Source organism: Dongia sp. agr-C8, assembly GCF_054658695.1.
The window spans coordinates 305065-330651 of record NZ_BAAGHZ010000002.1; the positions used below are offsets into that span (position 1 = coordinate 305065).

General features: G+C 66.9%; 26 protein-coding genes. 9 read left to right on the forward strand and 17 right to left on the reverse strand.

The genetic code is table 11. The features are described from left to right. Window positions 1-24: 24 nt before the first annotated feature. Window positions 25-1323: an NAD(P)/FAD-dependent oxidoreductase gene (locus ACYQ4T_RS08885; RefSeq protein WP_459852719.1), complete on the forward strand. Its 1299-nt coding sequence runs from the start codon at window positions 25-27 to the stop codon at window positions 1321-1323. A 173-nt stretch (window positions 1324-1496) separates the two neighbouring features. Here ACYQ4T_RS08885 and ACYQ4T_RS08890 read toward each other — a convergent pair whose 3' ends face one another. Then, complete coding sequence (locus tag ACYQ4T_RS08890) at window positions 1497-1970, reverse strand: nucleoside deaminase (RefSeq protein WP_459852722.1); 474 nt, start codon at window positions 1968-1970, stop codon at window positions 1497-1499. Between the two features lie 90 nt (window positions 1971-2060). Between ACYQ4T_RS08890 and ACYQ4T_RS08895 the strand changes: the two genes are divergently transcribed. From ACYQ4T_RS08895 to rsmD, 3 genes are read left to right on the forward strand one after another with little or no spacing between them, the layout of a single operon-like run. After that, a complete protein-coding gene (locus ACYQ4T_RS08895; protein WP_459852725.1) occupies window positions 2061-2777 on the forward strand; it encodes a gamma-glutamyl-gamma-aminobutyrate hydrolase family protein in 717 nt (238 codons plus the stop codon). Continuing rightward, on the forward strand, window positions 2774-3586 hold the full coding sequence (locus ACYQ4T_RS08900; RefSeq protein ID WP_459852728.1) for a pseudouridine synthase: 813 nt from the start codon (window positions 2774-2776) through the stop codon (window positions 3584-3586). The genes ACYQ4T_RS08895 and ACYQ4T_RS08900 overlap by 4 nt, the downstream gene beginning before the upstream one ends. Beyond that, the gene (gene rsmD, locus ACYQ4T_RS08905; RefSeq protein WP_459852730.1) at window positions 3561-4112 is read left to right on the forward strand and encodes a 16S rRNA (guanine(966)-N(2))-methyltransferase RsmD; all 552 of its coding nucleotides are present in this window, start codon (window positions 3561-3563) and stop codon (window positions 4110-4112) included. Before ACYQ4T_RS08900 ends, rsmD begins: the two co-directional genes overlap by 26 nt. 20 nt (window positions 4113-4132) lie before the next feature. On the opposite strand, the gene mutL is transcribed toward rsmD, so the two are convergent. Beyond that, window positions 4133-5929: a DNA mismatch repair endonuclease MutL gene (gene mutL / locus ACYQ4T_RS08910; protein WP_459852732.1), complete on the reverse strand. Its 1797-nt coding sequence runs from the start codon at window positions 5927-5929 to the stop codon at window positions 4133-4135. A gap of 60 nt (window positions 5930-5989) precedes the next feature. On the opposite strand from mutL, the gene ACYQ4T_RS08915 reads away from it, so the two are divergent. Beyond that, window positions 5990-6409, forward strand: a complete 420-nt coding sequence (locus ACYQ4T_RS08915) for a VOC family protein (RefSeq protein ID WP_459852734.1) — start codon at window positions 5990-5992, stop codon at window positions 6407-6409. On the opposite strand, the gene ACYQ4T_RS08920 is transcribed toward ACYQ4T_RS08915, so the two are convergent. Next, window positions 6406-7383, reverse strand: coding sequence for an NAD-dependent epimerase/dehydratase family protein (locus ACYQ4T_RS08920; RefSeq protein ID WP_459852736.1), 978 nt, complete (start codon window positions 7381-7383; stop codon window positions 6406-6408). The two genes, ACYQ4T_RS08915 and ACYQ4T_RS08920, sit on opposite strands and share 4 nt — an antisense overlap. Window positions 7384-7543: 160 nt before the next feature. On the opposite strand from ACYQ4T_RS08920, the gene ACYQ4T_RS08925 reads away from it, so the two are divergent. Next, on the forward strand, window positions 7544-9055 hold the full coding sequence (locus tag ACYQ4T_RS08925; protein WP_459852739.1) for a PAS domain-containing sensor histidine kinase: 1512 nt from the start codon (window positions 7544-7546) through the stop codon (window positions 9053-9055). 267 nt (window positions 9056-9322) lie between these two features. Here the strand turns inward: ACYQ4T_RS08925 and ACYQ4T_RS08930 are convergent, their stop codons facing one another. The 10 genes from ACYQ4T_RS08930 to rplU form a co-directional block, all read right to left on the reverse strand. After that, on the reverse strand, window positions 9323-10921 hold the full coding sequence (locus ACYQ4T_RS08930) for a peptide chain release factor 3 (protein ID WP_459852742.1): 1599 nt from the start codon (window positions 10919-10921) through the stop codon (window positions 9323-9325). Between the two features lie 232 nt (window positions 10922-11153). Beyond that, window positions 11154-12110 (reverse strand): DMT family transporter, encoded by a 957-nt coding sequence (locus tag ACYQ4T_RS08935; protein WP_459852745.1) that lies wholly within the window; start codon window positions 12108-12110, stop codon window positions 11154-11156. Between the two features lie 141 nt (window positions 12111-12251). Beyond that, complete coding sequence (gene rsfS, locus ACYQ4T_RS08940) at window positions 12252-12593, reverse strand: ribosome silencing factor (RefSeq protein ID WP_459855159.1); 342 nt, start codon at window positions 12591-12593, stop codon at window positions 12252-12254. 117 nt (window positions 12594-12710) lie between these two features. Further along, window positions 12711-13313, reverse strand: coding sequence for a nicotinate-nucleotide adenylyltransferase (locus ACYQ4T_RS08945; RefSeq protein WP_459852749.1), 603 nt, complete (start codon window positions 13311-13313; stop codon window positions 12711-12713). A gap of 212 nt (window positions 13314-13525) precedes the next feature. Beyond that, on the reverse strand, window positions 13526-14806 hold the full coding sequence (locus ACYQ4T_RS08950; RefSeq protein WP_459855161.1) for a glutamate-5-semialdehyde dehydrogenase: 1281 nt from the start codon (window positions 14804-14806) through the stop codon (window positions 13526-13528). Beyond that, window positions 14806-15933, reverse strand: a complete 1128-nt coding sequence (proB, locus tag ACYQ4T_RS08955) for a glutamate 5-kinase (RefSeq protein WP_459852752.1) — start codon at window positions 15931-15933, stop codon at window positions 14806-14808. Before proB ends, ACYQ4T_RS08950 begins: the two co-directional genes overlap by 1 nt. Before the next feature lie 114 nt (window positions 15934-16047). After that, window positions 16048-16818, reverse strand: a complete 771-nt coding sequence (locus tag ACYQ4T_RS08960; RefSeq protein ID WP_459852754.1) for an SDR family NAD(P)-dependent oxidoreductase — start codon at window positions 16816-16818, stop codon at window positions 16048-16050. A gap of 26 nt (window positions 16819-16844) precedes the next feature. Beyond that, on the reverse strand, window positions 16845-17909 hold the full coding sequence (gene obgE, locus ACYQ4T_RS08965) for a GTPase ObgE (RefSeq protein WP_459852756.1): 1065 nt from the start codon (window positions 17907-17909) through the stop codon (window positions 16845-16847). A 103-nt stretch (window positions 17910-18012) separates the two neighbouring features. Then, a complete protein-coding gene (gene rpmA / locus ACYQ4T_RS08970) occupies window positions 18013-18297 on the reverse strand; it encodes a 50S ribosomal protein L27 (RefSeq protein ID WP_459852759.1) in 285 nt (94 codons plus the stop codon). Between the two features lie 24 nt (window positions 18298-18321). Next, window positions 18322-18636, reverse strand: a complete 315-nt coding sequence (gene rplU, locus ACYQ4T_RS08975; RefSeq protein WP_459852762.1) for a 50S ribosomal protein L21 — start codon at window positions 18634-18636, stop codon at window positions 18322-18324. A 374-nt stretch (window positions 18637-19010) separates the two neighbouring features. Here rplU and ACYQ4T_RS08980 point away from each other — a divergent pair, with 374 nt between their 5' ends. Continuing rightward, window positions 19011-19361 (forward strand): hypothetical protein, encoded by a 351-nt coding sequence (locus tag ACYQ4T_RS08980; RefSeq protein ID WP_459852764.1) that lies wholly within the window; start codon window positions 19011-19013, stop codon window positions 19359-19361. Between the two features lie 9 nt (window positions 19362-19370). On the opposite strand, the gene ACYQ4T_RS08985 is transcribed toward ACYQ4T_RS08980, so the two are convergent. Both ACYQ4T_RS08985 and ACYQ4T_RS08990 read right to left on the reverse strand, forming a co-directional pair. Continuing rightward, window positions 19371-20375: a C45 family peptidase gene (locus tag ACYQ4T_RS08985; RefSeq protein WP_459852766.1), complete on the reverse strand. Its 1005-nt coding sequence runs from the start codon at window positions 20373-20375 to the stop codon at window positions 19371-19373. A 10-nt stretch (window positions 20376-20385) separates the two neighbouring features. Then, entirely contained in the window at window positions 20386-22191 is a 1806-nt protein-coding gene (locus tag ACYQ4T_RS08990; RefSeq protein ID WP_459852769.1) for a sugar-transfer associated ATP-grasp domain-containing protein, read from the reverse strand. A gap of 238 nt (window positions 22192-22429) precedes the next feature. Between ACYQ4T_RS08990 and ACYQ4T_RS08995 the strand changes: the two genes are divergently transcribed. Beyond that, complete coding sequence (locus ACYQ4T_RS08995; protein ID WP_459852771.1) at window positions 22430-23389, forward strand: lysophospholipid acyltransferase family protein; 960 nt, start codon at window positions 22430-22432, stop codon at window positions 23387-23389. Window positions 23390-23396: 7 nt separating this feature from the next. Here ACYQ4T_RS08995 and ACYQ4T_RS09000 read toward each other — a convergent pair whose 3' ends face one another. Beyond that, the gene (locus ACYQ4T_RS09000) at window positions 23397-23732 is read right to left on the reverse strand and encodes a hypothetical protein (protein WP_459852773.1); all 336 of its coding nucleotides are present in this window, start codon (window positions 23730-23732) and stop codon (window positions 23397-23399) included. 259 nt (window positions 23733-23991) lie between these two features. Between ACYQ4T_RS09000 and ACYQ4T_RS09005 the strand changes: the two genes are divergently transcribed. Further along, window positions 23992-24408 carry a response regulator gene (locus ACYQ4T_RS09005; RefSeq protein ID WP_459852775.1) on the forward strand — a complete coding sequence of 139 codons (417 nt, stop codon included), beginning with the start codon at window positions 23992-23994 and terminating at the stop codon, window positions 24406-24408. A gap of 88 nt (window positions 24409-24496) precedes the next feature. Here ACYQ4T_RS09005 and ACYQ4T_RS09010 read toward each other — a convergent pair whose 3' ends face one another. Then, window positions 24497-25453 carry a FecR domain-containing protein gene (locus ACYQ4T_RS09010; protein ID WP_459852778.1) on the reverse strand — a complete coding sequence of 319 codons (957 nt, stop codon included), beginning with the start codon at window positions 25451-25453 and terminating at the stop codon, window positions 24497-24499. Window positions 25454-25587: the final 134 nt, after the last annotated feature.

Genomic DNA, 25587 nt, shown 5'->3' on the forward strand with positions numbered 1-25587 from the left:
GATTCAAGAGGGGACAAGTCCATCGTGACCGCAGACGTTTTCGCCGCCGATTACCGCGACCAGCCCTATTGGTGGGACGACGCCCCCCGCCCCGCCCCCGCCACCGATCCGCTGCCGGCCAAGGTCGATGTCCTGGTGATCGGTTCCGGCTATACCGGCCTGATGGCCGCGCGCGAGACCGCCAAGGCGGGACGCAGCACCCTGGTGATCGACGCCAAGGATGCGGGCTTCGGCTGCTCCAGCCGCAACGGCGGCCAGATCTCCACCAGCATCAAGCCGGATCTCGGCACGCTTTCGGGCCGCTACAACCAGGAAATCGGCTTCGGCATCCGCAAGGAGGGCATCACCGCCCTCGACTACATCGCCGATCTCATTGCCAGCGAGAAGCTCGACTGCGACTGGCGCCAGGTCGGCCGCTTCCACGCCGCGCATAACCCCAAGCAATACGAAGCGCTGGCCGCGGACGCGAAGTCCCAACCTAAGGGACTGGAAGTCCCGATGGAGATGGTGCCGGCCTCCGAGCAGCGCCGCGAGATCGGCAGCGACTATTATTACGGCGGCCGGGTCTACCCAAAGCACCAGTCGCTGCATCCCGCGAAATATCACCTGGAACTGATGCGCCTCGCCAAGGCCGCCGGCGTCACGGTCATCGACCACTGCCCCGCCACCGGCCTCGAGCGCGACAGTTCGGGCTTCGTCGTAACCACCGCGAAGGGCAAGGTCGCCGCCCGCGATGTCGTGGTCGCGACCAATGGCTATACCAGCCCGATCACCCCCTGGCAGCGGCGTCGGGTGATCCCGATCGGCAGCTACATCATCGCGACCGAGAACCGGCCGAAGGAAGAGATGCTGAAGCTGATCCCCAAGGACCGGGTCTTGAGCGACAGCCGCAAGCTGGTCTTCTACTACCGGCTCTCGCCCGACCAGCGCAGCATGCTGTTCGGCGGCCGCGTCGCCTATATGGAGAACGACCCGCGGGTCAGCGCGCCGCGGCTCCATGCCTGGATGCGCGCGATCTTCCCGGAACTCGCCTCCGTGAAGGTGACGCACAGCTGGATGGGCTATGTCGCCTATACCTTCGACACCCTGCCGCATATCGGCAAGCAGGACGGGCTCTACTATGCCATGGGCTATTGCGGCTCCGGCATCAGCCTTGCGACCTATTTCGGCATGCGGATCGGCCAGCAGTTGCTGGGCAAGGCGGAAGGCAAGACCCCGCTCGACAACATCCCCTTCCCGACCCGGCCGCTCTATTCCGGCAACCCGTGGTTCCTGGCGCCCTCGATCTTCTACTATCAGCTCCGCGACAAGCTGCCGATCTGATCGCGATCTTCGTCGGCGAGAATCTTCGACCCCCCACCCTGTTCCTCTCCCGCAAGGGGAGAGGGAACGCTGATGCGCCAGCCCTCAAGACTCCGTCACGCCCAGCAGCGATAAGAATCCCCCTCTCCCCTTGCGGGAGAGGGCTGGGGTGAGGGGTCGACGGGTCTCTCCGACTACCGCCTCTCGCGGAAGAACGCCCGCAGCAGTTCGGCGCTCCGCTCCGCACCAGCGCCGCCGATGACTTCGGGCCGGTGGTGGCAGGTCGGCTGGGTGTAGACCTTGGCGCTGTGCTCGACGCCGCCGCCCTTGGGATCGCCGGCGGCGAAATGCAGGCGGCGCAACCGGGCGAAGGAGATCGCCGTCGCGCACATCGGGCAGGGCTCGAGGGTCACGTAAAGATCGGCGAAGGGCAGGCGCTTTTCCTTGCGCCCCGTGGCGACCGCGCGGATCACCAGCATCTCGGCATGGGCGGTCGGGTCGTGCAGCTCCTCGACCCGGTTGTGGTCGGCGGCCAGCACCTCGCCGGAGCCGGGGTCGACCAGGACCGCCCCGATCGGCACCTCGCCACGGTCGCGGGCCGCCTCCGCCTGGCGGAAGGCGAGGTCCATGTAGTCGATTGCATGCCGCCCGGGGTCGAAAATACTCATGGCTGGCAGTTCAGCCGCGCAGGCCCGCCCGGTCAAGCCGCCTTGTCCGAAACCGGCCCTTGCTCTAGCTTGCCGCGCAGAGGAGCTATCATGAATCAACCGCTTATCGGCCTGACCCTGGATTCCGACGAGAGCGAAGGCATCGCCCGGTCCGCCCGCTACGGCCTCAGGGCCAACTATGCCGATGCCATCGCCGAGGCCGGCGGCATGCCGGTCGGGCTGCCGCATGCGCTGGACGCCATCGACTCCTACGCCGACCGGCTGGACGCGCTGGTGGTGACCGGCGGCGCCTTCGACGTCGATCCCGCCATGTTCGGCGCCGATGCCAAGCACGCGACCGTGACCCTGAAGCCGAACCGCACCAATTTCGAATTGGGTGTCACTAAGGCGATGCTGGCGCGCAAGAAGCCGGTGCTCGGCATCTGCGGCGGCGAGCAGCTCCTGAACGTGATCCTCGGCGGCACCCTGATCCAGCATATCGAGGACGAGGTGACGGATTCCCTGCTCCACGAGCAGCCGAACCCGCGCCACACGCCGGGCCATGCGGTGAAAGTAACGCCGGGCTCGCTGCTGCACAAGATCAGCGGCGAGGCCGAGATCAAGGTCAACTCCGCGCATCACCAAGCGGTGAAGTCGGTCGGGCCGGGCGTGGTCGTGAACGCGGTCGCCGCCGACGGTGTCATCGAAGGCATCGAGGACCCGCGCCTGCCCTTCTGCATCGGCGTGCAATGGCATCCCGAGTTCCGGATCGGCGCCGCGGACAAGAAGCTGTTCCAGGCTCTGATCGCCGCCGCTTCGCCGAAATGAGCACGACGCCTGAAGGCGACCGCATCGCCAAGGTGATGGCGCGCGCCGGCTTGTGCTCGCGCCGCGAGGCCGAAGCCTGGATCGCCGACGGCCGGGTGAAGGTCAACGGCCAGAAGATCACCTCGCCCGCGCTAAACGTCACCGCGCGCGACGATATCCGCGTCGACGGCAAACCGCTCCCCGACAAGGAGAAGATCCGGCTCTGGCGCTACAACAAGCCGCGCGGGCTGCTGACCACCGCGAAGGACCCGCAGGGCCGGCCGACCGTGTTCGAGAGCCTGCCGAAGGAATTGCCGCGAGTGGTCTCGATCGGCCGGCTCGATCTCAATTCCGAAGGCCTGTTGCTGCTCACCAATGACGGCGAGCTGGCGCGGCGCCTCGAGTTGCCGACGACCGGCTGGGTGCGGCGCTACCGCGTGCGCGTTAACGGCAAGGTCGAGGTCGCGCATCTCAACGAATTGCGCAAGGGCATCACCGTCGAAGGCATCCGCTACGGCTCGGTACAGGCCAGCCTCGACCGGCAGCAGGGCGACAATGCCTGGCTGACCATGGCGCTGACCGAAGGCAAGAACCGCGAGATCCGCAAGCTCTGCGGCCATTTCGGCTGGGCGGTCAGCCGCCTGATCCGCATCTCCTACGGCCCGTTCCAGCTCGGCAATCTCGAGACCGGCGCGGTGGAAGAAGTCAAAGGCAAGGTGCTGAAGGACCAGCTCGGCATCGAGACGCCGAAGGACAAGCCGAAGCCCCAGGTCGCCGCGAAGCCGACGCCGGCGCGAAAGCCCGATGCGGATCGACGCCGGAAGCCATAGGGGCGTCAAGCTCGTCTCGCAGGACGGTTTGGACACCCGCCCCACCGCGGATCGCGCGCGCCAGGCGGTGTTCAACATCCTGATGAACACCTACGATGCTGTGCGCGGCGCCAAGGTGCTCGACGTCTTCGCCGGCTCCGGCGCCATGGGGCTGGAGGCTTTGTCGCGCGGCGCCGAACGCGCGAGCTTCATCGAAAGCGACCGCAACGCTGCCGAGGCGATCAAGAAGAACATCGCCGCCTGCAAGGAACAGCCGCGGGCACAGCTTTTCATCGCCGATGCGCGAAAGCCGCCGCGCGTTGCGGCGAATTGGGGACCGGCCTCGCTCGTCTTCCTCGATCCGCCCTATGGCAAAGATCTGCTCGTTCCCGCGCTGGCGGCTTTGCGCGAGGCAGGGTGGCTCGCGCCGGAAGCCCTGCTGGTCGCGGAGATGCATCGCAAGGACGCGTTCACGGCGGAAGGCTTCGAAGTGCTGGACGATCGCGAATACGGAAAGGCGCGGTTCGTGCTGCTGCGCGCTGCCTGAGAGGCGGCACAAGCCGTGGCTCACCGCCGGCCGAAGAGGCGTTCGATATCCGCCAGCTTCAGCTCGACATAGGTCGGGCGGCCGTGGTTGCACTGGCCGGAATGCGGCGTCGCTTCCATCTGGCGCAACAGCGCATCCATCTCGGCCTGGTTGAGCTGGCGCCCGGCGCGCACCGAGCCGTGGCAGGCCATGGTGCCGCAGACATGCTCCAGCCGTTCCTTGAGGCTCAAAGCGGTGTCGAACTCGGCGAGCTCGTCGGCGAGATCGCGCAGCAGACCGTGCACGTCGGTGGCGCCGAGCAAAGCCGGCACCTCGCGCACCACCACCGTCGCCGGGCCGAAGCTCTCGATCACCATGCCGAGCTCTTCCAGTTCCGCTGCGCGCGAGAGCAGCCGTTCGGCAGCGGGCTGATCCAACTCCACCACTTCCGGAATCAGCAGCGCCTGGCGGGCGATGCCGGTGGCGGCCAGCGCCTCCTTCATCCGCTCATAGACCAGGCGCTCATGGGCGGCATGCTGGTCGACGATGACGATGCCGTCGGCGGTCTGCGCGACGATGTAGGTGCCGTGCAGCTGCGCCCGGGCGACGCCCAGCGGATAGTCGCGCAAGGCCGTCGTCTCCGGCGCGGCTTCGGCCCGCACCGAGGGCCGCGCCAGTTCCGGATCCAGCGGCGCGAAGGCCGCGACCGCCTGCGCCGCGAGATGCGCGACCGAGGGACCACGCAGCGGCATGGCCTGGTAGCTCGGCAGCGGCGGCGCGCTGAAACCCTGCAGGGTGGCCGCAGCCACCGTGGTCGAGGCGCGATGGCCGGCGCCGGTCAGCGCATGGCGGATGCCGCCGACGATCAAGCCCCGCACCAGCGCCGCGTCGCGGAAGCGCACCTCTGCTTTCGCCGGGTGGACGTTGACGTCGACATCCTCCGGCGCGCAATCGACGAACAGCACCGCCAGCGGATGGCGGTCGCGGGCCAGGAAATCCTGATAGGCGCCGCGGATCGCACCCACCAGCAGGCGGTCCTTGACCGGCCGGCCGTTGACGAAGAGATACTGCATCGAGGCGGTGGCGCGGTTCAGCGTCGGCAAGCCCGCAAAGCCGGTGATGCGATGGCCGTCGCGGATCGCCTCGACCGGCGCCGCATTTTCCGCGAAGTCGCGGCCCATCACCGCGGAGAGCCGCTTCAGCCGCGCGCCCTCGGCCTCGGCGATGAGGTCGGTGGTCTCGGCGTGGAAACGCAGGATGTTGCGCTCGTCGTCGCTCAAGGAGAAGGCGACCTCGGGATGCGCCATGGCGAGGCGCTCGACGATCTCGGTGACCGCGTTCAATTCGGAGCGCGCCGATTTCAGGAACTTCAGCCGCGCCGGCACGGCATAGAAGAGGTCGCGCAGCTCGACCCGCGTGCCGGGATTGGTCGGCGCCGGTGCGATCGGCGATTTCTCGCCGCCTTCGACCGAGAGGCGCCAGCCGTGCTCGGCACCATGCTGGCGGGTGGTGATCGCCAGGCGCCCGACCGCGCCGATCGCCGGCAAGGCCTCGCCGCGGAAACCGAACTGGTTGATATGGACCAGGTCGTCGCCCGGCAGCTTCGAGGTCGCGTGCCGCTCGACGGCAAGCGCCAGCTCCTCCCGACCCATGCCATGGCCGTCGTCGGCGACCGCGATCAGCGCCCGGCCGCCGTCGCGCAAGGTGATGTCGATCCTTTGCGCGCCGGCATCGAGCGCATTCTCCACCAGTTCCTTCACGACCGAAGCCGGCCGCTCGACGACCTCGCCGGCGGCGATCTGGTTGACCAGGTTGGGCGGTAGCAGGCGAATCGACATGGGCGGTAGTCTAGCGCGCCACCGGGGAGGGTGCACATGGGGAATGCCGACGAAACGTTCATGAGCGCCGAGGATTATGGCCGCTCGCTCAAGGGGTTAGGGATAAACTTGCTGGTCCGCGACGTGGCCCGCTCGGTGGCGTTCGGCAAGGATGTGCTGGGGGCGACGGTCGCCGTCGCCGACAAGGATTTCGCCGTCTTGCGCTACACCAAGGGCCGCACCGCCGCCGAGTGGATGCTGCATGCCGACGGCACCTATCATGCCAACCCGCTGCTGCCCTTGCTGGAGGATTCCGCGGTGCGCGGCCTCGGGATGGAGATCCGGCTTTATGACTGCGATCCGGATGAAGCGGTCAAGCGCGCGGTCGCCCATGGGCATCACGTGCTGCAGGAAGCGACCGACAAGCCGCACGGCCTGCGCGAGGCCTACATTCTCGATCCCGACGGCTATTGCTGGGTGCCGGGGCGGCCGAAGGGTTAGAGCTTCGCGAAGTCGCGATACCAGGCCACGAAGCGCGGAATCCCCTCCTCCAGCGGCGTCCGCGGCGCGAAGTCGAGGTCGCGGCGGCTGGCCGAGATGTCCGCCCAGGTCGCCGGCACGTCAGCCGGCTGCACCGGCTTCACGTCGCGCTGCAGCTTCTTCCCGCAGGCCCGCTCGACCAGTTCGATCAGCCGGTTGAGCGTGTTCGGCTGGTCGTTACCGAGATTGAACAGCCGGTGCGGCGCGGCGTTCGAGCTCGGCGGCCGGTCGAGCGCCGCGATCACGCCGGCGACGATGTCGTCCACATAGGTGAAGTCGCGGCGCTGCGAGCCGTCGCCATAGACCGGCGCCGCCTTGCCTTCGAGCGCATCGGCGGTGAAGCGGTAATAGGCCATGTCGGGCCGGCCCCAGGGCCCGTAGACCGTGAAGAAGCGCAAGCCGGTCTGCGGGATCCGGTAGAGGCTCGCATAGGCGATGCTGGCCAGCTCGTTGGCCCGCTTGCTGGCGGCATAGAGCGAGGTCGGCTGGTCGACCGGGTTGTCGAGCGCGAAGGGGATCGCGGTCGAGCCGCCATAGACCGAGCTCGAGCTGGCATAGACCAGGTGCTTCAGCTGCGGGATGCGCCGCGCCAGCTCCAGGATGTTGAGATGGCCGGCATAGTTGGACTGCAGGTAGTCCTGCGGATGCTCGATCGAGTGCCGCACCCCGGCCTGGGCCGCCAAGTGCACGATGCGGTCGATCTTCTGCATATCATTATGTGCAGCGGCTTCCAGCGCCTGGAACCTGCCGATATCGGCGAAGACAAAGCGGAAGCCCCGGCGCTGCTCGAGCAGCGCCAGCCGCCCGGCCTTCAGCTTCGGGTCGTAATATTTGTTGAGGTTGTCGATCCCCAGCACCGCCTCGCCGCGGTCGAGCAGCGCGTTGGCGACGTGAAATCCGATGAAGCCGGCGACGCCGGTGACCAGAATTGTCATTCTCTCAAGCTTCCGGGTCCAGAGGCGGGCGAACCTAGCAAAGCCCGCCGCCCCCGGCATCCGCTTTCTCCGGCGCGAGTCGCCACCCCTAACTGTTTGAAAAATAACCGTAATAAGAATGAAAACCGCTTCTTAACAGATTATCAGCCAGAATGACGCAATGACCGGCAGCGCACAGGCCCTGGCGGCAAAAGCGGATTCCGCCGAGCCGCCCTATCGCGATTCACCACGCTGCCAATTGAGATTGGAGCGAGACGGCACGCCACGCCTGCTTTCCGCCTCGAAAGCGCTGGGCGCCTTGTTCCGGAAGCCGCAGGCCGAGATCGTCGGCCAGCCGGTCGCCGAGGTCCTCGGCGCCGATGCCCTGATCCTGCGCGACGCCGCGCGCGCCTGCTTGGCCAGGGGCGAGGTGCTGGAAGTCGATCTCGCGGTGACGCTGCCGCAGGGTGCGATACCGAGCCGCCTGGTGCTGATGCCGCAGCCGGACGGCGAGAGCATCCAGCTCCTGCTCATCGATCTCCGCCCGCAGTCCTTGACCGGCACGCCGGGCGCGGATGTCGGGGAGGACATGATGCTGCGCTATCGCGCCGACCTCACGATCCTCGAATGCTCGGAGAGCTACGCCGAGTTTCACGGCCGCAAGGTTTCCGAGATCATCGGCCACAGCTTCGCGGACTGGCTGCCGCCGGCGGAGCTGGAGATCGTGCGCCGCGCGGTCATCGAATCCAAGGGCCGCGCCATCGTCAACACCAACGAGATCGCCAAGACCCGGCCCGACGGATCGCAGCGCTGGTACCGCTGGGTCGACGTCGCGCTGCCGACCCGCGCCGGCGAGCTGCCGGAGTTCCTCTCGATCGGGCTCAACGTCACGGCGATGAAGCGGGCGCGCGACGAGCTGATGCGCAAGAACGCCGCGCTCACCGCCGTCGCCGAGGAGCTGCGCGAGGCCCAGATCGCGGCCGAAGACAGCAACCGCGCGAAGTCGCGCTTCCTCGCGCATATGAGCCATGAGCTGCGCACGCCGTTGAACGGCATCATCGGTTTTGCCGACATCATGCGCGCCGGCCTGTTCGGTCCGGTCGAGCCGGAGCGCTACCGCGAATATGTCGAGCTCATCCACAACAGCGGCGAATTGCTGCTCTCGCTGATCAACGACGTGCTCGACATGTCGAAGATCGAGGCCGGCAAGATGGAGCTTTCCATCCAGCCGCTCGAAACCACATCGCTCGCCGAAGCCTGCCGCACCATGGTGATCGGCATGGCGCGGGACGGCTCGGTCGTGGTCAAGGTCGAGATCGCGCCGGATTGCACCGAGATCCATGCCGACCCGCGCGCTGCCAAGCAGATGATCATCAACCTCCTGTCCAATGCGGTGAAGTTCACCCCGGCCGGCGGCGTCGTGACCTTGAGCTTCCGCAAGTTGACCGACGGCGTCGCGATCTCGGTCGCGGATAACGGCATTGGCATGACGCCCGAGGAACTGCAAAAGGCGATCCAGCCCTTCGGCCAGGTCGATAGCGAGCTGGCCCGGCAGCGCAAGGGTACCGGCATCGGCCTGACCCTGGTCAAATCACTGGTCGAACTCCATGGCGGCACGCTCGACATCGTCAGTGCCAAAGGCCGCGGCACCACCGCGACGCTCACCCTGCCCTGGATGAAGCTGGCGCTCTGAGCCGCTGGATCTGCATGTACGAACGACGGTTTCGGCGGGGCCGAAAGCGCTTCGCGCCTTTGGCCAAGAGGGTATTTGCCCGCCTCGTTACGGCGCCACATTCGATTCCGTACATGCACTGTACATGCAGCCGGCGGGCTCACTCCGCAGCGGACCCGCATCCGCTTCTCTTCACGATGTGAAAACAGCGGCGCTGATTATACCCGATGGCGCCGGTTAAGTCCGCCGCGGAATCCGAATTCTCGATCACAAATCATGCGCACTGTTTCAGTGCGGCTGTTCCTTGGTCTTCAGGAACTTGATCGCCGGGTGGTCCTGCGCCGCGCGGTCGAGATGCCAGGCGTTGCGCGCGAGGAACACCGGATCGCCGTTGTGGTCGTGGGCGATGCTGGCGCGGGTCTCGTCCAGGAAGGCCTTCAGCTTGGTGGGATCGTCGCTCTCGACCCAGCGCGCGGCGTAAAGTCCGACCGGCTCGAATTTCACCGGCAAGCCGTACTCGTTCTTGATGCGGTCGGCGAGAATCTCGAACTGCAGCGCGCCGACCACGCCGACGATCCATTCGGTGCCGATCTGCGGCCGCAGCACGCGCGCCGCACCCTCCTCCGCCAGCTGCTCCAGCGCCTTGCCGAGATGCTTGGCGCGCAGCGGGTCGTCGGCGCGGACGCTCTGCAGATGCTCCGGCGCGAAGCTCGGGATGCCGGTGAATTGCAGCGGCTCTCCCTCGCTCAAGGAGTCGCCGATCCTGAGGTTGCCGTGATTGGGCAGGCCGATGATGTCGCCGGCATAAGCCTCCTCGGCGATCTCGCGGTCGCGGGCCAGGAACAGCACGGCATTGTGCACGTTGATCTGCTTCCCCGAGCGGACATGGGTCAGCTTCATGCCGCGCTCGAAATGGCCGGAGCAGAGCCGCACGAAGGCGATGCGGTCGCGGTGCTTCGGGTCCATGTTGGCCTGGATCTTGAAGACGAAGCCGGAGACCTTGTCCTCCATCGGCTCGACCTTGCGGCCGGTGGTGGGCTGCGGCCGCGGTGACGGGGCGGATTCGCCCAGGCCGCGCAACAATTCGCCGACGCCGAAATTGTTGACCGCGGAGCCGAAATAGACCGGCGAGAGATGGCCCTCGCGGTAGGACTGCAGGTCGAACGGCTTCATCAGCCCGCGGGCCATCTCGACTTCCTCGCGCAATCGCGCGACCTCGTCGGGCTTCAGCATGGCATCGAGCTTCGGGTCGTCGAGGCCCTTGATCTCCTGGCCGGTCTGTTCCTGGGTGGTGCCGCGCTCGAACAGCACCAGGCGGTCCTTCATCAGGTCGTAGCAGCCGCGGAAGGTCTTGCCCATGCCGATCGGCCAGGAAGCCGGCGTCACGTCCAGCGCCAGGGTCTGCTCGATTTCCGACAACAGGTCGAAGGGATCGCGGCTCTCGCGGTCCATCTTGTTGATGAAGGTGATGATCGGCACGTCGCGCAGCCGGCAGGCCTCGAACAGCTTCCGGGTCTGGCTCTCGATGCCCTTGGCGGCGTCAATCACCATGACCGCGGAATCGACCGCAGTCAGGGTGCGGTAGGTGTCTTCGCTGAAATCCTCGTGGCCCGGCGTGTCGAGCAGGTTGAAGATCTCGCCTTCATGCTCGAAGGTCATCACCGAGGCGGTCACTGAAATGCCGCGCTCGCGCTCGACCTTCATCCAATCCGAACGCGCGCGCCGCTGCTCGCCGCGCGCCTTCACGGCGCCGGCCAGCTGAATGGCGCCGCCGAACAGCAGCAGCTTCTCGGTCAGCGTGGTCTTGCCCGCGTCGGGGTGGGCGATGATGGCGAAGGTGCGGCGCCGGGCCACTTCCCTTGCCAGCAGGGGAGCGAGGTTGTTCATGTTTCTGTCTGTCAAAATTCGCGCGGAATGTAGCGGTTTTCCGGGGGTTTTCCAGGGGATTCCGGTGGCCAGTGCCTAGGCCTGGTAGGCCTCACGCAGCGTCAAGGCCCTCACCACCAGCCCTCTCCCTACGGGAGAGGGGGATTGTGGGAAGGCTCGTGCAGCAGCGTTCCCTCGCCCGTAGGGAGAGGGACAGGGTGAGGGCCTTGCCGCTTCTTGAGGCGGAGCAGACTTACTCCCCCGCCGCCGCGGCCGGAGCTGCCGCGACAGGTGCCGGCTTTGGCGCGGGCTTCCGTGCGACCAGGATCACACCGGCGAGGACCAGGGCGGCGCCGATCATCTGCTGGATCGAGACGTCCTCGTTCAACAGCAGCCAGCCGAAGAAGATGGTGGCGACCGGGCCGACCGCGCCGATCAGCGAGACCTTGGCGGCGCCGATCATCTGGATCGCCTTGGCGGTCATGAAGATCGGCAGGATGGTGGAGACCAGGGCCATGAGGCCCGAATGCAGATAGACCGGCCAGGGCTGAGTGGCGATCTGGGCGACGGGGTTCTGGATCGCGAACTGGATCAGCACGCAGGCGGCGGCGACCGTGGTCGCGAGCGCTGCAAAGCGCGTCGCGCCGATGCGGCCGACGACCTCGCCCTGCCCGACCAAGTAGATCGCGTAGGTGATGGTGCAGGCGAAGATCAACCCGCCGCCGATCAGCACGGCATGCGCGTCGCCGCTGGTCTCCACGTCATGCACGCTGGCGAGCGCGATGCCGATATAGGAGAGCACCAGCGCCACGACGCCGGTGCGCCCGATCGGCTTCTTGAAGACGAAGAAGGAGATGATCGCGACAACGGTCGGATAGAGGAACAGGATCAGCCGCTCGAGCCCGGCGGTGATGTATTGCAGGCCCATGAAGTCCAGCAGGCTCGAGAGATAGTAGCCGACGATGCCGAGGAACAGCACGGCGAGCCAGTCCTTGCGGGTCAGCCGGTGGTGGTGCTTCCGCGAGGACCAGAACGCCGCGATCAGCAGGATCGGCAGCGAGAACAGCATGCGCAGCGCCAGCACGGTCACGGCGTCGGTCGGCAGCCCGGCCCCGGTCTGCCCGAGATAGGCGAGCTTCACGAAGATGGCTTTCATGGAGAAGAAAGCGGCGGCGGTGAAGGCCAGCATGGCCCCGGCGCTGAACGGCACGGTGACGGTCCTGAGGCGGTAATCCAGACCACGAGTATGGCCTTCCGGGACCCGCCGAGGCTCCCGCCAAAACGTCAACCCTCCCATCAGCGCGCTGCAATGCCGCAGCACGCCCTGCAGAGCCGTTAGATCAACCCGGCCTCAGCCGACGGCGATCATCGGCTCCGGTTCCGGCATCTCGACGCCCCACATCTTTTCCAGATTGTAGAAGCGCCGGATCTCCGGCTTGAACAGATGGACGATCACGTCGCCGCCATCGAGCAGGACCCATTCGCCCTGCGTCAGCCCTTCGATGCTGACTTTCTTGATGCCGGACTTGGTGAGTTTCTCGTCCAGGTGCTGGGCCATGGAAGCCAGCTGCCGATTGCTCCGGCCGGTGGCGATCACCATGAAATCCGCGATCGAGGATTTGCCCGCGAGGTCGATGGAGATGATGTCCTCGGCCTTGTCGGCATCCAAGGACTTCTCGACGATTTTCAGCAGATCGGAAGGTGCACGCTCTGCCGAATTCTTAGCGGCCGCGCGCTTGCGGACCGCCGGCTTCTTTTGGGTAATGTTTCGCTCTCCTCAAGTCGCGGCACCGGCTTCCCGCGACGCTGTTTAAACACCCGGCTTGGCCGCCGCTTTCCGCTTCTTGCGGATCTCGGTGGCCGAGATCGGATTCAGCCGATGGTGGATGAACGTCCAGGCAGGTGGCGGCGTGATCGCCAGCCTTCCTGCCGCCTGTTCCGGGCGCCTGAAGGCCTGGAAACGCCGGGCCGCCTGGGCGGCCATCGCCCTATAAGTATAGGTAGGACGGTCGAAAACCGCAATTGGCAGGAGGTGAAATATCTGTGTCCAGTCCTTCCAGTGTGCGATCTGGGCGAGGTTATCGGCCCCCATCAACCAGACGAAACGACAGTCCCGCTGCGTCTCGCAGAGCTTTCGGAGCGTGTCGGCGGTGAACCTCGTGCCGAGCCTGGCCTCGATGTCGGTGACGCGGATCTTCGGATGCCGGGCCACCTTCTGCGCCGCGTCGACTCGGGCGGCCAGCGGCGCCATCCCGTCCACGGGCTTGAGCGGATTCTGCGGCGAGACCATCCACCAGACCTCGTCCAGTGCCAGGAGCTGGAGGGCGGCGAGGCTGATCTCGCGATGGCCCTGGTGGGCGGGATTGAAGGAGCCGCCGAGAATGCCGATGCGGCGGTGCGGGCGGTGGTGCATGGAGGGTCAGTTTGCTGCTGGCAGCGGCTTGAAAGACGGCGGGAGTCTTCGACCCCTCACCCTGGCCCTCTCCCGCAAGGGGCGAGGGGACTCTAGTGGGGCGCTAGCGCGCCGATGCATCCGAGCGGAGAAAGGTTGTGTACCATCCCCCTCTCCCCTTGAGGGAGAGGGTTGGGGTGAGGGGTCGACGGGTCTTTCCGACGAGCTAGGCGTCACGGCCGCACTTGGCCGTTGCCGCGGACGAGATACTTGTAGCTGGTGAGCTGCTCGGCGCCGACCGGGCCGCGGGCATGCAGCTTGCCGGTGGAGATGCCGATCTCCGCGCCCATGCCGAACTCGCCGCCGTCGGCGAACTGGGTCGAGGCGTTGACCAGCACGATCCCGGCATCGACCTCGCGCAGGAAACTCTCCGCCGCCGCCGCGTCCTCGGTGATGATCGCCTCGGTGTGGTGCGAGCCGTGGGTGTTGATGTGCTCCATCGCCTCGGCCATGCCGTCGACGACGCGGACCGCGATGATGGCGTCGAGATATTCGGTGTCCCAGTCCTTGGTGGTCGCCATCTTTACCTTGTCGTGCAGCTTCAAGGCTTCGTCGTCGCCGCGGACTTCGCAGCCGGCCTCGACCAGGTCGGCGATGATCGGCTCGGCAAAGGGCAGCGCGGCCTTGTCGATCAGCAGGGTTTCGGTGGCGCCGCAGACACCGGTCCGACGCATCTTGGCATTGAGCACAATCGCGCGGGCCTTGGCGGGATCGGCCTTGGCATGGACATAGGTGTGGCAGAGGCCGTCCAGATGCTTCAGCACCGGGATGCGGCTTTCGGCGGCGACGCGCTCGATCAGGCTCCGCCCGCCGCGCGGGATGATGAGGTCGATGCAGTCGTCCATCCGCAGCATGATGCCGACCGCCTCGCGATCGGTGGTCGGCACCGATTGGATCGCGGCTTCCGGCAGGCCGGCGGCCTTCAGGCCGGCTTGCAGCGCGGCCACGATCACGGCGGAGGACTTGGCGCTTTCCGAGCCGCCGCGCAGGATCGCGGCATTGCCGGACTTCAAGCAGAGCCCGCCGGCATCGGCGGCGACGTTGGGGCGGCTCTCATAGATGATGCCGATGACGCCCAGCGGCACCGAGACCCGCGAAATCTTCAAGCCGTTGGGCCGGGTCCATTCGGCGAGCGTGCGGCCGACCGGATCGGGCTGGGCGGCGATCTCCTCCAGCCCCTGGGCCATGGCTTCGACGCGGCCCTCGTTGAGCTTCAGGCGATCGAGCAGCGCAGCGGAGAGATTGCGCGCCTCGGCGGCCTTCATGTCCTCGGCATTGGCGGCAAGGATCGCCGGCGCCTGGCCGCGGATCGCCTTGGCCATCGCGTGCAGGCCGGCGGTCTTGCATTCCGGCGTCGCCAGCGCCAATGCGGCGGCGGCGGATTTCGCCGCCTCGCCGAGCATGCGCATCGTCGATTCGAGACTTGAAGGCTTGGTCTGCGCGAGAGTCATGATCAGCTCAACACCAGATCGTCGCGGTGAATCATCTCATCACGGCCGCGATAGCCGAGCAAGTCGGCGATTTCGCGGCTCTTATGGCCCATGATGGCCCTGGCATCCTTGGCGTTATAGGCCGAGAGGCCACGCGCCACCTCGTTGCCGGCGAGATCGACCACGATCACGGCATCGCCGCGCTCGAACCGGCCTTCGACCTTCACGATCCCGGCGGGCAGCAGGCTGCGGCCGGTCTTCAGCGCATTCAGCGCGCCGGCATCGACGGTGAGGGTGCCGCTGGGCTTCAGGCTGCCGCTGATCCAGCGCTTGCGCGCGGTCTTCGGCTCGGCCTGGGGCAGGAACCAGGAGCATTTGGCGCCGTCGACCACCGCTTGCAGCGGATTCATCTGGCGGCCGTTGGCGATCAGCATGCGGCAGCCCGCGGACATCGCGATCCGCGCTGCGGCGAGCTTGGTCACCATGCCGCCGGAGCTGTAACCCGGGGGCGCCTCGCCGGCCATGGATTCGATCTCGGCATTCATCTCCGAGACTTCCGGGATGAATTGCGCGGATTTGTCCTTGCGGGGATCGGCAGTGTAGAGGCCGTCGATGTCCGAGAGCAGGAAGAGCGTGTCGGCGCTGATCATGGCGGCAACGCGGGCGGCCAGGCGATCGTTGTCGCCGAAGCGGATCTCCGAGGTGGCGACGGTGTCGTTCTCGTTGATGACCGGCACCGCATCGAGCTTCAGCAGGGTGTGCAACGTCGAGCGCGCGTTCAGGTGCCGGCGGCGCTCCTCGGTGTCGTCCAACGTCAGCAGCACCTGGGCGCAGGTGATGCCGTGGCGCGCCAGCGCCTCCTGATAGGCATGCGCCAGGCGGATCTGCCCGGTCGCCGCGGCCGCTTGCTTCTCTTCCAGGCGCAGCTGGCCGGTCTCCAGGCCGAGGCGGCGACGGCCGACGGCGATGGCGCCGGAGGAGACCAAGACGACCTCGGTGCCGGTCTTGCGCAGCGCCGCCACGTCGTCGCAGAGGGCTTCGAGCCACTTGCGGCGGATGTCGCCGGATTCGTCATCGACCAGCAGCGCGGAGCCGATCTTCACGACCAGGCGCTTCGAGGTGGCGAGGGAAGTGCGGCGGGCGGCGGTCATTGCATGCACTCGGATAGAGTCTTCGACCCCTCACCCCTGCCCTCTCCCGCAAGGGGAGAGGGGGATGATTCACAACCTGTCGGTGAGGGGTCGACGGGTCTCACCACATCGTCCTCAATACACCGCGCGGCCGCCGGTGAGGTCGAAGGTGAAACCGGTGGTGAAGCTGCAGGCCGGCGAGACGATCCAGGCGATCATCTCGGCCGCTTCGTGCAATTCGCCGACGCGCTTCATCGGGATCTTGGCGGTCATGTAGTCGACCTGGGGCTGCGGCATCGCGGCCACCATCGGCGTCTTGATCACGGCGGGGGCGAGGCCGTTCACGGTGATGCCGGTCTCGGCATAGTCCTTGCCCATCACCTTCACCAGGCCGATCAGCCCGGCCTTGGTCGCGGAATAGGCCAGCATGCCGGCATTGCCTTCCTTGCCCGCGATGGAGGCGATGTGGAGGATGCGGCCGTATTTGCGCTTCAGCATATGCGGCACAACCGCCTTCGAGAGCAGGAAGGCGCCGCGCAGGTTGATCTGGTAGCACTCGTCGAAGTTCTCGATCTCGACTTCGTGGGTCTTGAGGTTGGTCTTGCCGACGATCGCGGCGCAGTTCACCAGCCCGTCGATCTTGCCGAGCTGCCCGGCCACGGAATCGATCGCGGCCTTGGTCGCGTTCCAGTCGGTGATGTCGACCGCCACGCCGATCGACCCATGGGCGCCCCCTTGGCCGCCGAGCTCCTTGGCGGCGGCGGCGACGCCGTCCTGGTTGCGGTCGAGCACGGCGACGCGCACGCCCTGGCCGTTCAGGAAGCGGGCGGCTTCCAGGCCGATGCCGCTGGCGCCGCCGACGACGGCGACGGTGTAGTCATCCTGGTCGATGTAACGCAACGCCATATCCCCGTTCCCCTTACGCAAGGCTCTTAAGCCGTATGGATCTCTTCCATCGCCTCGGTCTCGATGCGGGCCTTGGCGGCCTCGCGCTCGTCGTCGATGATCTCCAGCGCCTTCCGCAGCAGCTCGGTGATCCCCTGCCCGGCCGCGCCGGAAATCGCGAAGACCTTGTTTCCGCTCTTCTTGGTGATCTTGGCGGCGCGCGCCAGCTTCTTCACCTTCTCCGCGATGTCTTCCTCGGTGAGCGCGTCGCATTTGTTGAGCGCGACGATCTCCCGCTTGGTCGCGAGTTCCCCGCCATAGGCGGCGAGCTCGTGGCGCACCGTCTTGTAGGCGCCGGCGACGTCGTCCTGGGTGCCGTCGATCAGGTGGATGAGCACGCCGCAGCGCTCGACATGGCCGAGGAAGCGGTCGCCGAGACCGGCCCCTTCATGCGCGCCCTCGATCAGGCCGGGAATATCGGCCAGCACGAACTCGCGCTCGTTCACATGCACGACGCCGAGCTGCGGGTGCAGCGTGGTGAAGGGATAGTCGGCGATCTTCGGCTTGGCGCGGGAGGTCGCGGCCAGGAAGGTCGACTTGCCGGCATTGGGCAGGCCGATCAGGCCGGCATCGGCGATCAGCTTGAGGCGCAGCCAGATCCAGCGCTCCTCGCCCGGCCAGCCTTCGCCATGCTGGCGCGGCGCCTGGTTGGTCGAGGTCTTGAAATGCGCGTTGCCGAAGCCACCGTCGCCGCCCTTGCAGAGCACGATCTTCTCGCCCGGCGTGGTGAGGTCGAAGAGAACGGTCTCCTTGTCCTCGTCCAGGATCTGGGTGCCGACCGGCACTTTCAGCGTGATGGTCGGTCCGGACGGCCCGGTGCGGTTGGCGCCGCTGCCGTGATAGCCACGGCGCGCCTTGAAATGCTGCTGGTAGCGATAGTCGATGAGGGTGTTCAGGTTGGGCACCACCTCGACGATGATGTCCCCGCCCCGGCCGCCATCGCCGCCATCGGGACCGCCGAACTCGATGAACTTCTCGCGCCGGAAGCTGACGCAGCCGGCGCCGCCGTCTCCCGACTTCACGAAGATCTTGGCCTCGTCGAGGAATTTCATCAGTCAAACATCCAGAAACGAAAAAGGGGAACGGCGGTTTCGCCATTCCCCTTCCTCAAACTCGCGGTCGTGAATGGCTGCGCCGGCTAGCGGCGCGGCGATTTCACTCCGCCGCCGGTCGCGCTGCAGCGGCGGCTTCGGGCTTCACCGAGACCGTGGTGCGGCCGCCGGTGCCGGTGTGGAAGGCCACCCGGCCATCCGCCTTGGCGAACAGGGTGTGGTCCTTGCCGATGCCGACATTGGCGCCGGGGTGGAACTTGGTGCCGCGCTGGCGGACCAGGATGTTGCCCGCGACCACCACCTGGTCGCCGAACTTCTTCACGCCCAGGCGCTGGCCGGCGGAATCGCGGCCGTTACGTGAACTGCCGCCTGCTTTCTTATGTGCCATTGCGTCGTACTCCTAAATCTGAGCTCAGGCCGCGTTGATGCCGGTGATCTTCAGCTCCGTCAGCTTCTGACGGTGGCCGTTCTTGCGGCGGTAGTTGTGGCGGCGGTTCTTCTTGAAGATGATGACCTTGTCGGCCTTCTCCTGGCCGACGATCTCGGCAGCCACGCTGGCGCCCTTCACGGTCGGCGCGCCGACGGTGATGTTGGCGCCGTCGCCGATCATGAGCACCTCGGCCAGGGTGATGCTGGCACCCGCCTCGCCCTCGATCTTCTCGACCAGGATCACATCGCCACTGGCGACCTTGTACTGCTTGCCGCCGGTCTTGATCACCGCATACATGACTTATCGTCCTCTAGCCGCCGCTGCCGTATCCAGTGAGGCGCGGCCGATTGCGCAAAAAACATGGGCCGCCAACCCGCTCTTCCGGGGCGACCCAAATCGAAGCCGGGAATATACGGGCCAAAGCTCTGGTGTCAATGCGATTCCCGGGCGGTTGGCCCGGCATATTCGGCGCCTCTCCGGGTGATGGTTAACCATGATCGGGGCGAAAAATACCTGAGATCCAGGGCGACGCAGTAACAACATCCCACTGATATCACAACATAAAGTTTGCCCCTCGACTTGCAGGCTCCAGCCCCGACCCCGGTTGACCGCGGCCCGTGCGCCTGGGCATTCTTTCCCCGTCAGGCACCTTTCCAGGACGGGGGAATGCGATGGTGAAGGGCTTTGCATTGGGGATGGCGGCGCTGGGCCTTGGCGCGCTGTTGATCGGGAGGGCCGAAGCCGCCGCGGTGCCCTATACGCTGAAGGGCACCTGGGTCTGCACCTTTGCCAACGGCGAAACCGCCACCATCATGGCGCGGGCCGGGAAATCGGGGGTCAGCTACCAGCGCAATGACGGCGAGACCTTCCGGGTCTTCATCGCCAACACAAATGACGGCGGCATCAGCGCCCATGGCGACGGCTGGGCCTGGACCCTCACGCCGAAGGGCGACGGCGCCGAGCTGGTGGTCGATGCCAAGGCCAAGGGCGAGGTCTACACCGCCACCTGCGCCTCCAGGTAGCGCCGCAGATCAGTTCGCCAGCACGTTGATCTTGAAACATTCCGTGCCCGGCACGGCATGGTCGCCACCGCGTTCCAGCCCCATCACCGCGAGGTCGCCTGTCTTCAGGTCGGCGATCACGGCGAGCCGGCCGAACTTGTTCAGCATCGGGTATTGCAGCCAGCGGAAGTCGTGCTCGAGATGCCGCAGGCCAGGCAGCAGCAGGCGGCATTGCGAGAGCCGGCCGGGGCTATCGACGCCGCGCGGGTGCCCGCGCCAATGCGGGTTGAGCCAATGGTTGGGGATCGCCCCCGGACCTTCGTGGACGATGGCCTGGTCCTCGACCCGCTCGATGATCGCCGCCTCCCCCGCCGGGCCGGCCAGGGTGATGAGGCCGGTATAGGCGATCGGGGTCTGCTTCAGCAGGCGGAATGCCTCGGCATAGGTCCTGCAGGTCTCGAAGGCGCGGCGGATCAGGTGGGTGGCGGGGATCGCCCGGCGCGGCCCGAGATGGATACGCTCCAGCAGCCAGTCCAATGGCCAGATCCCGGTCCGCGCCCGGACCGGGGCCTGGTTGTAGCTGATGGCGAAGCGGCCGGGCGCCATGCCGGTCAGCACGCCGACGAAACCCGGCCAGGTGACGTTGTACCAGGCGCCGGCCTCGCTCCGGTGCCGGGCGACGACGATGGCACCGCCCAGACCGTGGATCGGCCAGTCGAGGATCCGCACCAGCCGTCCATCGGCACTCGCGCTGGTGCAGGCCCATTCGGGGGAGAGATTGAGGCCATGGGCGCCGGCGACCCCGGGGATGGCGGCGATCGCATCGATCTCGGCGCGGTAGGGCGTCTCGTTGCGGGCCAGCCAGGCCTTGGACCGACGGTCCATCAAGGCGAGCATCGGCGCGGAGAGCAGGCTGCGTCCGGCGGCGGAGAGCAGCCGCACCTTGTCCGGCATGTCGAGCGCCAGGCGGTCGAGCCCCGCGGTTCCGAGATCGACCAGGGGAATGACGGGCAGCGGGCCGGCCGGCAGCGTCACCGCGCGGCGCTCACAACGTCGCGCCGGGCGGCCGCTTCACGGTGCCGGTGGCGATGCGGCGCTCGAGATCGAGCAAGGCGGCATGGAGCGGCGCGCCCAACGGGCTGTAGCCGATGCCGACCCGGCAGACGCGCTGCGGGAAATCGACGTCGGGATAGGAGTTGCCCTCGAGCAGCAGCGGCCCGTCCGGAGTCACCGCGACGTCCCAGCCGACCAGCAGCCGGCCTTGCGCCGCGTTATGCGCCTTCAGGGCGATCTGCTTGATCTCCTGCCAATGCGGCAGGGTGCGGCCGGTGACCGGCGCGCCGGTCACCGGATGAACGTCCCACCACTCCAGCAGCCACTTCTCCTTGTCGCCGGTCGCCGGGCCGAGCTTGCCGGTATCGAGGTCGACCGCGATGCCGAGCTCATAGGTGACCGGCCAGGAAGGCTCGAGCCGGGTGATGATGCGGATGAAGGCATAGGTGACGATGGCCTGCTGGTCGCGATCGCTCTTGCAGGTGATGACCCGGATCGCCATCAGCGACTGCTCGGCGAGATCGGCGACGGCGGGGTGGTTGGAGAGCCGGCGCTGCACCATCAGCGCCTGGGTCTTCGAGCGCTCGGCGACCCGCTCCAGCAAGGTGGCGCGGTCGATCTCCTGGCCTGCCTTGTCGCGGTAGCGGCCGGGGCCGATGCTCTGGAACACGTCGATGCCGCGCGAGCCCTTGGACTTCACCGGCTTGATGAACAGGTCCTGGTCGAGCTTGCCTTCCGCGCCCTCCTCCAGGGTCAGCACGCCGTCGCGGGCGATGCCGAGCAGCGGCGGTGTCGGCACGCCGATCCCCTTGCAGAAGGCGGCGAACTTCAGCTTGTTGTCGAGCGTGGTGCGGTGCTCATAGTCGGTCAGCTGCCAGGTCAGCAGCTTCATGATGCCGTTCTTGGTCTCGTAGCGCGTCAGATAGCCGCCGGCCGTCGGCCAGTATTCCGGCCGGTAGAGCTCGAACATGTAATAGGCCTGGGCGTCGAGGCCGTGCCGGTAGAACAGCCGGAACAGATCGAGGAACTGGCGCCACATCGACTTGTTGCCGCGGGCGCTGACCGGCCGCGCCATCGTCGCGAACCAGTAGACGAAGCGCGCGATGGTCAGCATCGGCCGGCCGCCGGGGAAACCCAGATACCAGACCCGGGGATAGGTGTAGCGGTGCACCAGGGTCTGGCCGGAGAAGATACGGCGCGCGAGATCGCCGGCATCGGTCGGCTTGTCGAGCTTGAAGACCTGCCAGCGCAGATAGCCGACGAAGGCGAGCGTCCCGATCAGGTAGAGCTGCAGGCAGAGGAACTGCGAGAGCTTGACGATCGCGCCGAGATCTTCCGGGTCGATGGCGAACAGCCCGCTGATGCGCCCGTCCTCGAGGTCGAGCGCGGTGGTGACCAGATGCAGCACGAAGCCGGACCACAGCAAGGCGCGCGAGTAATGCGGCATCTCGTCCAGGGTCGAGGTCAGCCAGAGCGCGACGAAGGCGGTCAACAGCACCAGGCCGTCCATCAGCCGGTCGAGCCCGGAGCTCTGCTCCAGCCCGGCGATCCCGGGACCGCCGAACTCGCGGATCGCGACCAGCAGCAGCAGAACCAGCGTCACCTGCCAGGCGCGGCGCGCGGTGCGGCTGACCGGGGCATAGGCGAGCCGCACGCCGACCAGCCAGACGCCGGCCAGCGCGGCGATGCCGCAGAGCGCATTCAGGAGCCAATAGGAGGTGGGCGCCGCTGCGAAGCTGAAACCGACCGCCAGCACGGTGCCGCCGATCAGGAAATGCGGCGCGTAGCTCTTTCTCAACAATCGATTCATCCGCGCCCCAGCCGCGGCCGCCAACCCGACGCCGCTGTCAGGTTTTTCATAGCACAGACACCAGGGGCTGACGCTAGGACAGTCTCGCAACGCGGGTGGCCGACTGCCAACCGGGTGGTGGCTTCACCCCATCGCCGCGCTATAGTCCCGCCGTCATCTGGGAGACAGGACGCTGACGAATCAGGCAGAAACCAAAGAGCCGCCGCCGAATCGGACCGAAGGGCTGGTGCAGAAGCGGCGAAAGCGCACAGGGCGCGCGCGCTGGGCTTTCTCGGATCTCACCACTGCACTCGCCCTTCTCCTGCAGCTTCCCTTCGCCTGGGTCCTGCCGGAAAGCGCATGGGCGCCACTTTGGCGGGCAGCCACCCGCCTGCCGCTGACCAGCCGGCGCGCCATCGAGCGCAATGCCGCAAGCATGGTAGCCGCGCTCGGCGATATCGACATGACGCGCGCCGCGGCGATCGCGCGCGACCTCAAGGCCGCGATCCACGAAATCCGGTTCCAGGATCTCCGCGCCTGGCGACCCAGTTCGAATCCTTTGGGCGGGTGGATCCCCAAGCTCTCGCTCGAAGGCGAAGCGCATCTCACCGCAGCGCTGCAAGGCGGCAAGGGCGCGGTGCTCTGGGTGTCGCCGACGGTCTTCAACAGCCTGCCGACCAAGATCGCGCTGCGCACCAAGGGCTACAAGGTCTCGCATCTGAGCAGCCCGGTGCACGGCTATTCCGAAACCCAGTTCGGCGTCGATCGCCTGAACAAGGTGCGCTGCATCCCGGAAGACCGCCATCTCGCCCAGCGGATCGTGTTCGACAGCGCGGCGCCGACCACGGCGATGCGCAAGATGATGCGCGCGCTCAAGGCCGGCGAAGTGGTCTCGATCGTCGCCGCCAACACCGAAGGCTTCGAGATGGTCGAGGCGCCGATCTTCGGCGGCCTGCTGCCGGTCGCGGTCGGCGCGCCGCGGCTCGCGGCGCTGACCGGCGCGCCGCTGCTCCCGACCTTCGTGCTGCGCGACCCGGCACTCGGCTTCCGCGTCGCGATCGAAGCGCCGATCGCGCTCGACCCCGATCAGCCGGCGGACGAACGCACCGTTGCAGCGGCGCGCGAGTATCTACGGCGCAGCGAAGCCTGGGTCCGGCGCTATCCCGAGCAATGGCGCGCCTGGAGCAAATGGCGCCCGCGCGCTTGAACGAAAATCAGATGGGGGCGTGACGCGCCGCCAGCGCCTCGAAGTCGCTCGGCTCCCAGAAGGCGGAATCGTCCTCGAGCCACTCACCCGAGGCATCGAGCACCCATTGCTGCTCGTCGCGCACCAGCACCAGGCGGCGGGGCCGCCCGCCGCAAGCCCGGCCGTTGCGCCGGGCGCTGCAGGCCAGCCGGCCAAGCAGGGTCATCAGCTTGGTGCGGGAGTCGAAACCGGCATGGCCGGGATAAAGCCGGAATTGCCGGCCGCAGCAATCGCAATGGGAAAGGAGCTCGCTGTCGCCGAGATCGGCGATGCGCGTGGGCAGGCCGCGATCAAGCGCTTTCAATCGGGCGGATCTGCTGAGCAGGGCTTTGCTGCGCACTGGACCTACCATGGGGACTCACCATTGGCCAAACCGGCGTCGAATCTGACGCTTAGCTGCAGAATCTCACCTCCCGCCGAGTCGGGTCCAGAGCCTCGTTCCCGAATCGTACCGGCCTTTCAGGAGGCCTTTCGTGAGCCCGACATGATCCGGATCAGGGGAATCCCTAGCTATGAATGAATTCCGATTCACCTCAGAGTGGCGACGAGCAATGCGATTACGCGTGAAAGCACAGATGCCGCACCGCCGCCGCAGCCGCCACCTTGTCCTCGTTGTCGATGACGACGCGGGTCTCCGGGATTCGATCCGGGCGCTGCTGGAATCCATGGGCTTCCTGGTCAGCACTGCCGCCAACGCCCGGGAGGCGATTGGCGAACTCGCTGCGCAGCGGCCCGACGTCATTCTCACCGATATCTATATGCCGGAGGGCGACGGCTACGAGTTGATTTCCGCGATGCGGAGCTTCGGCGAGGCCATCCCGATCCTCGCCATGTCCGGCGGCGCACTCCAATACGGCGTCGAGGATCATCTCGGCATGGCCAAGCGCCTCGGGGCCGAGGCGACGCTCGCGAAGCCTTTCCGCGCCGCGGCCTTGATCGAGCTGGTCGATCGCGCAATCGCCCATCGGCTGGTGGCCTGAAGCCGCGCGCGGGTCGGTGCGGGAGCGCGCCGATCGCGAAGCGGCACGGGGCTCTCGAGAATGCGCGCGCGGTAGGGCAACGCGGCGGCTACTTGTTCTTGCCATTGCCGGCACCGTTGCCGCCGCCGTTGCCACCACCATTCCCACCCGCATTGTTGCCGCCGGCATTGCCGTTGCCTCCGGCATTGCTGTTCCCGCCGGCATTGCCGCCGTCGCCGTTGCCACCACTATTGCCGCCGGCGTTGCCGCCGCCATTCCCGCCGGCGTTGCCGCCGCCATTCCCGCCGGCGTTGCCGCCGCCATTCCCGCCGGCGTTGCCGCCGCCATTGCCGCCGCCGTTGCCACCACCATTCCCGCCGCCGTTGCCGCCACCATTCCCGCCGCCGTTGCCGCCACCATTCCCGCCGCCGTTGCTGGCGCTCTGCTTGTGGGAGCTGGAGCTCCCGCTCCCGGCATTGCCCGAGGACGTTGCCCGGATAGTCACTCCATCCTGCACGGAATCGACCGCGGCGGTTTCGCCGGCGGAAACCGGAAAGGATGCGCCGGTGCGGCGGTTATGCGCGACGACCCGGCCTTCGCTCACACTGACACTGCTTTGCGATGCGGCGGCGGCGACCGTGAAGGTGGTGCCCTTCACCACCGTGCTCATGACCCGCGTATCGACCTGGAAATGCGGCGTCGCCATCTTGGTGACCTGGTATTCGACTTGGCCGATCGGCTGCTCGACCAAGGTCTGCCCGGGGTCGTCGGAATGCGCGAGCCGGATCTCGCTCTTCGGTGACATGGCGATCAGGTCTTCGCCGCGCGCCAGGACCAGGGCGCCATCGGCGCCGGTGGTCAGGCGATCGCCTTCCCTGATGGTGGCACCCTTCGCCACCGGAACCGGCGCCGCCGCGCCGGCCGGCGTGACATAAGCATTCGTCGCCGCGGCAATCGTCCAAGACGTCGATTCCGACGGGCTGGCGAACGTCCGCTCGATGGCCCCCAGGATCAGAGCCAGGCTCAGGAACCCGGCGGCGAGCAGAGCTGCGGTGAACCGGACCATGGCTGAATTCCCCCGCTTGGCCCGTTACCGGCGGGCCTGCCAGCATTTAAGAAAAATTTAACCTAATAGGACTTAACCCCCCTTTTTCGGAGAATGACAGGGCCCGCGCCGCGAATCTCTTACGTTATTGGCGG

Excerpts from the sequence above, each read along its gene's own strand:
- ACYQ4T_RS08890 (WP_459852722.1), bottom strand. The coding sequence starts at position 1,970 with ATGAGTATTTTCGACCCCGGGCGGCATGCAATCGACTACATGGACCTC.
- ACYQ4T_RS08895 (WP_459852725.1), top strand. The coding sequence starts at position 2,061 with ATGAATCAACCGCTTATCGGCCTGACCCTGGATTCCGACGAGAGCGAA.
- ACYQ4T_RS08900 (WP_459852728.1), top strand. The coding sequence starts at position 2,774 with ATGAGCACGACGCCTGAAGGCGACCGCATCGCCAAGGTGATGGCGCGC.
- rsmD (WP_459852730.1), top strand. The coding sequence starts at position 3,561 with ATGCGGATCGACGCCGGAAGCCATAGGGGCGTCAAGCTCGTCTCGCAG.
- mutL (WP_459852732.1), bottom strand. The coding sequence starts at position 5,929 with ATGTCGATTCGCCTGCTACCGCCCAACCTGGTCAACCAGATCGCCGCC.
- ACYQ4T_RS08915 (WP_459852734.1), top strand. The coding sequence starts at position 5,990 with ATGAGCGCCGAGGATTATGGCCGCTCGCTCAAGGGGTTAGGGATAAAC.
- ACYQ4T_RS08920 (WP_459852736.1), bottom strand. The coding sequence starts at position 7,383 with ATGACAATTCTGGTCACCGGCGTCGCCGGCTTCATCGGATTTCACGTC.
- ACYQ4T_RS08925 (WP_459852739.1), top strand. The coding sequence starts at position 7,544 with ATGACCGGCAGCGCACAGGCCCTGGCGGCAAAAGCGGATTCCGCCGAG.
- ACYQ4T_RS08930 (WP_459852742.1), bottom strand. The coding sequence starts at position 10,921 with ATGAACAACCTCGCTCCCCTGCTGGCAAGGGAAGTGGCCCGGCGCCGC.
- ACYQ4T_RS08945 (WP_459852749.1), bottom strand. The coding sequence starts at position 13,313 with ATGCACCACCGCCCGCACCGCCGCATCGGCATTCTCGGCGGCTCCTTC.
- proB (WP_459852752.1), bottom strand. The coding sequence starts at position 15,933 with ATGACCGCCGCCCGCCGCACTTCCCTCGCCACCTCGAAGCGCCTGGTC.
- ACYQ4T_RS08960 (WP_459852754.1), bottom strand. The coding sequence starts at position 16,818 with ATGGCGTTGCGTTACATCGACCAGGATGACTACACCGTCGCCGTCGTC.
- obgE (WP_459852756.1), bottom strand. The coding sequence starts at position 17,909 with ATGAAATTCCTCGACGAGGCCAAGATCTTCGTGAAGTCGGGAGACGGC.
- rpmA (WP_459852759.1), bottom strand. The coding sequence starts at position 18,297 with ATGGCACATAAGAAAGCAGGCGGCAGTTCACGTAACGGCCGCGATTCC.
- rplU (WP_459852762.1), bottom strand. The coding sequence starts at position 18,636 with ATGTATGCGGTGATCAAGACCGGCGGCAAGCAGTACAAGGTCGCCAGT.
- ACYQ4T_RS08980 (WP_459852764.1), top strand. The coding sequence starts at position 19,011 with ATGGTGAAGGGCTTTGCATTGGGGATGGCGGCGCTGGGCCTTGGCGCG.
- ACYQ4T_RS09010 (WP_459852778.1), bottom strand. The coding sequence starts at position 25,453 with ATGGTCCGGTTCACCGCAGCTCTGCTCGCCGCCGGGTTCCTGAGCCTG.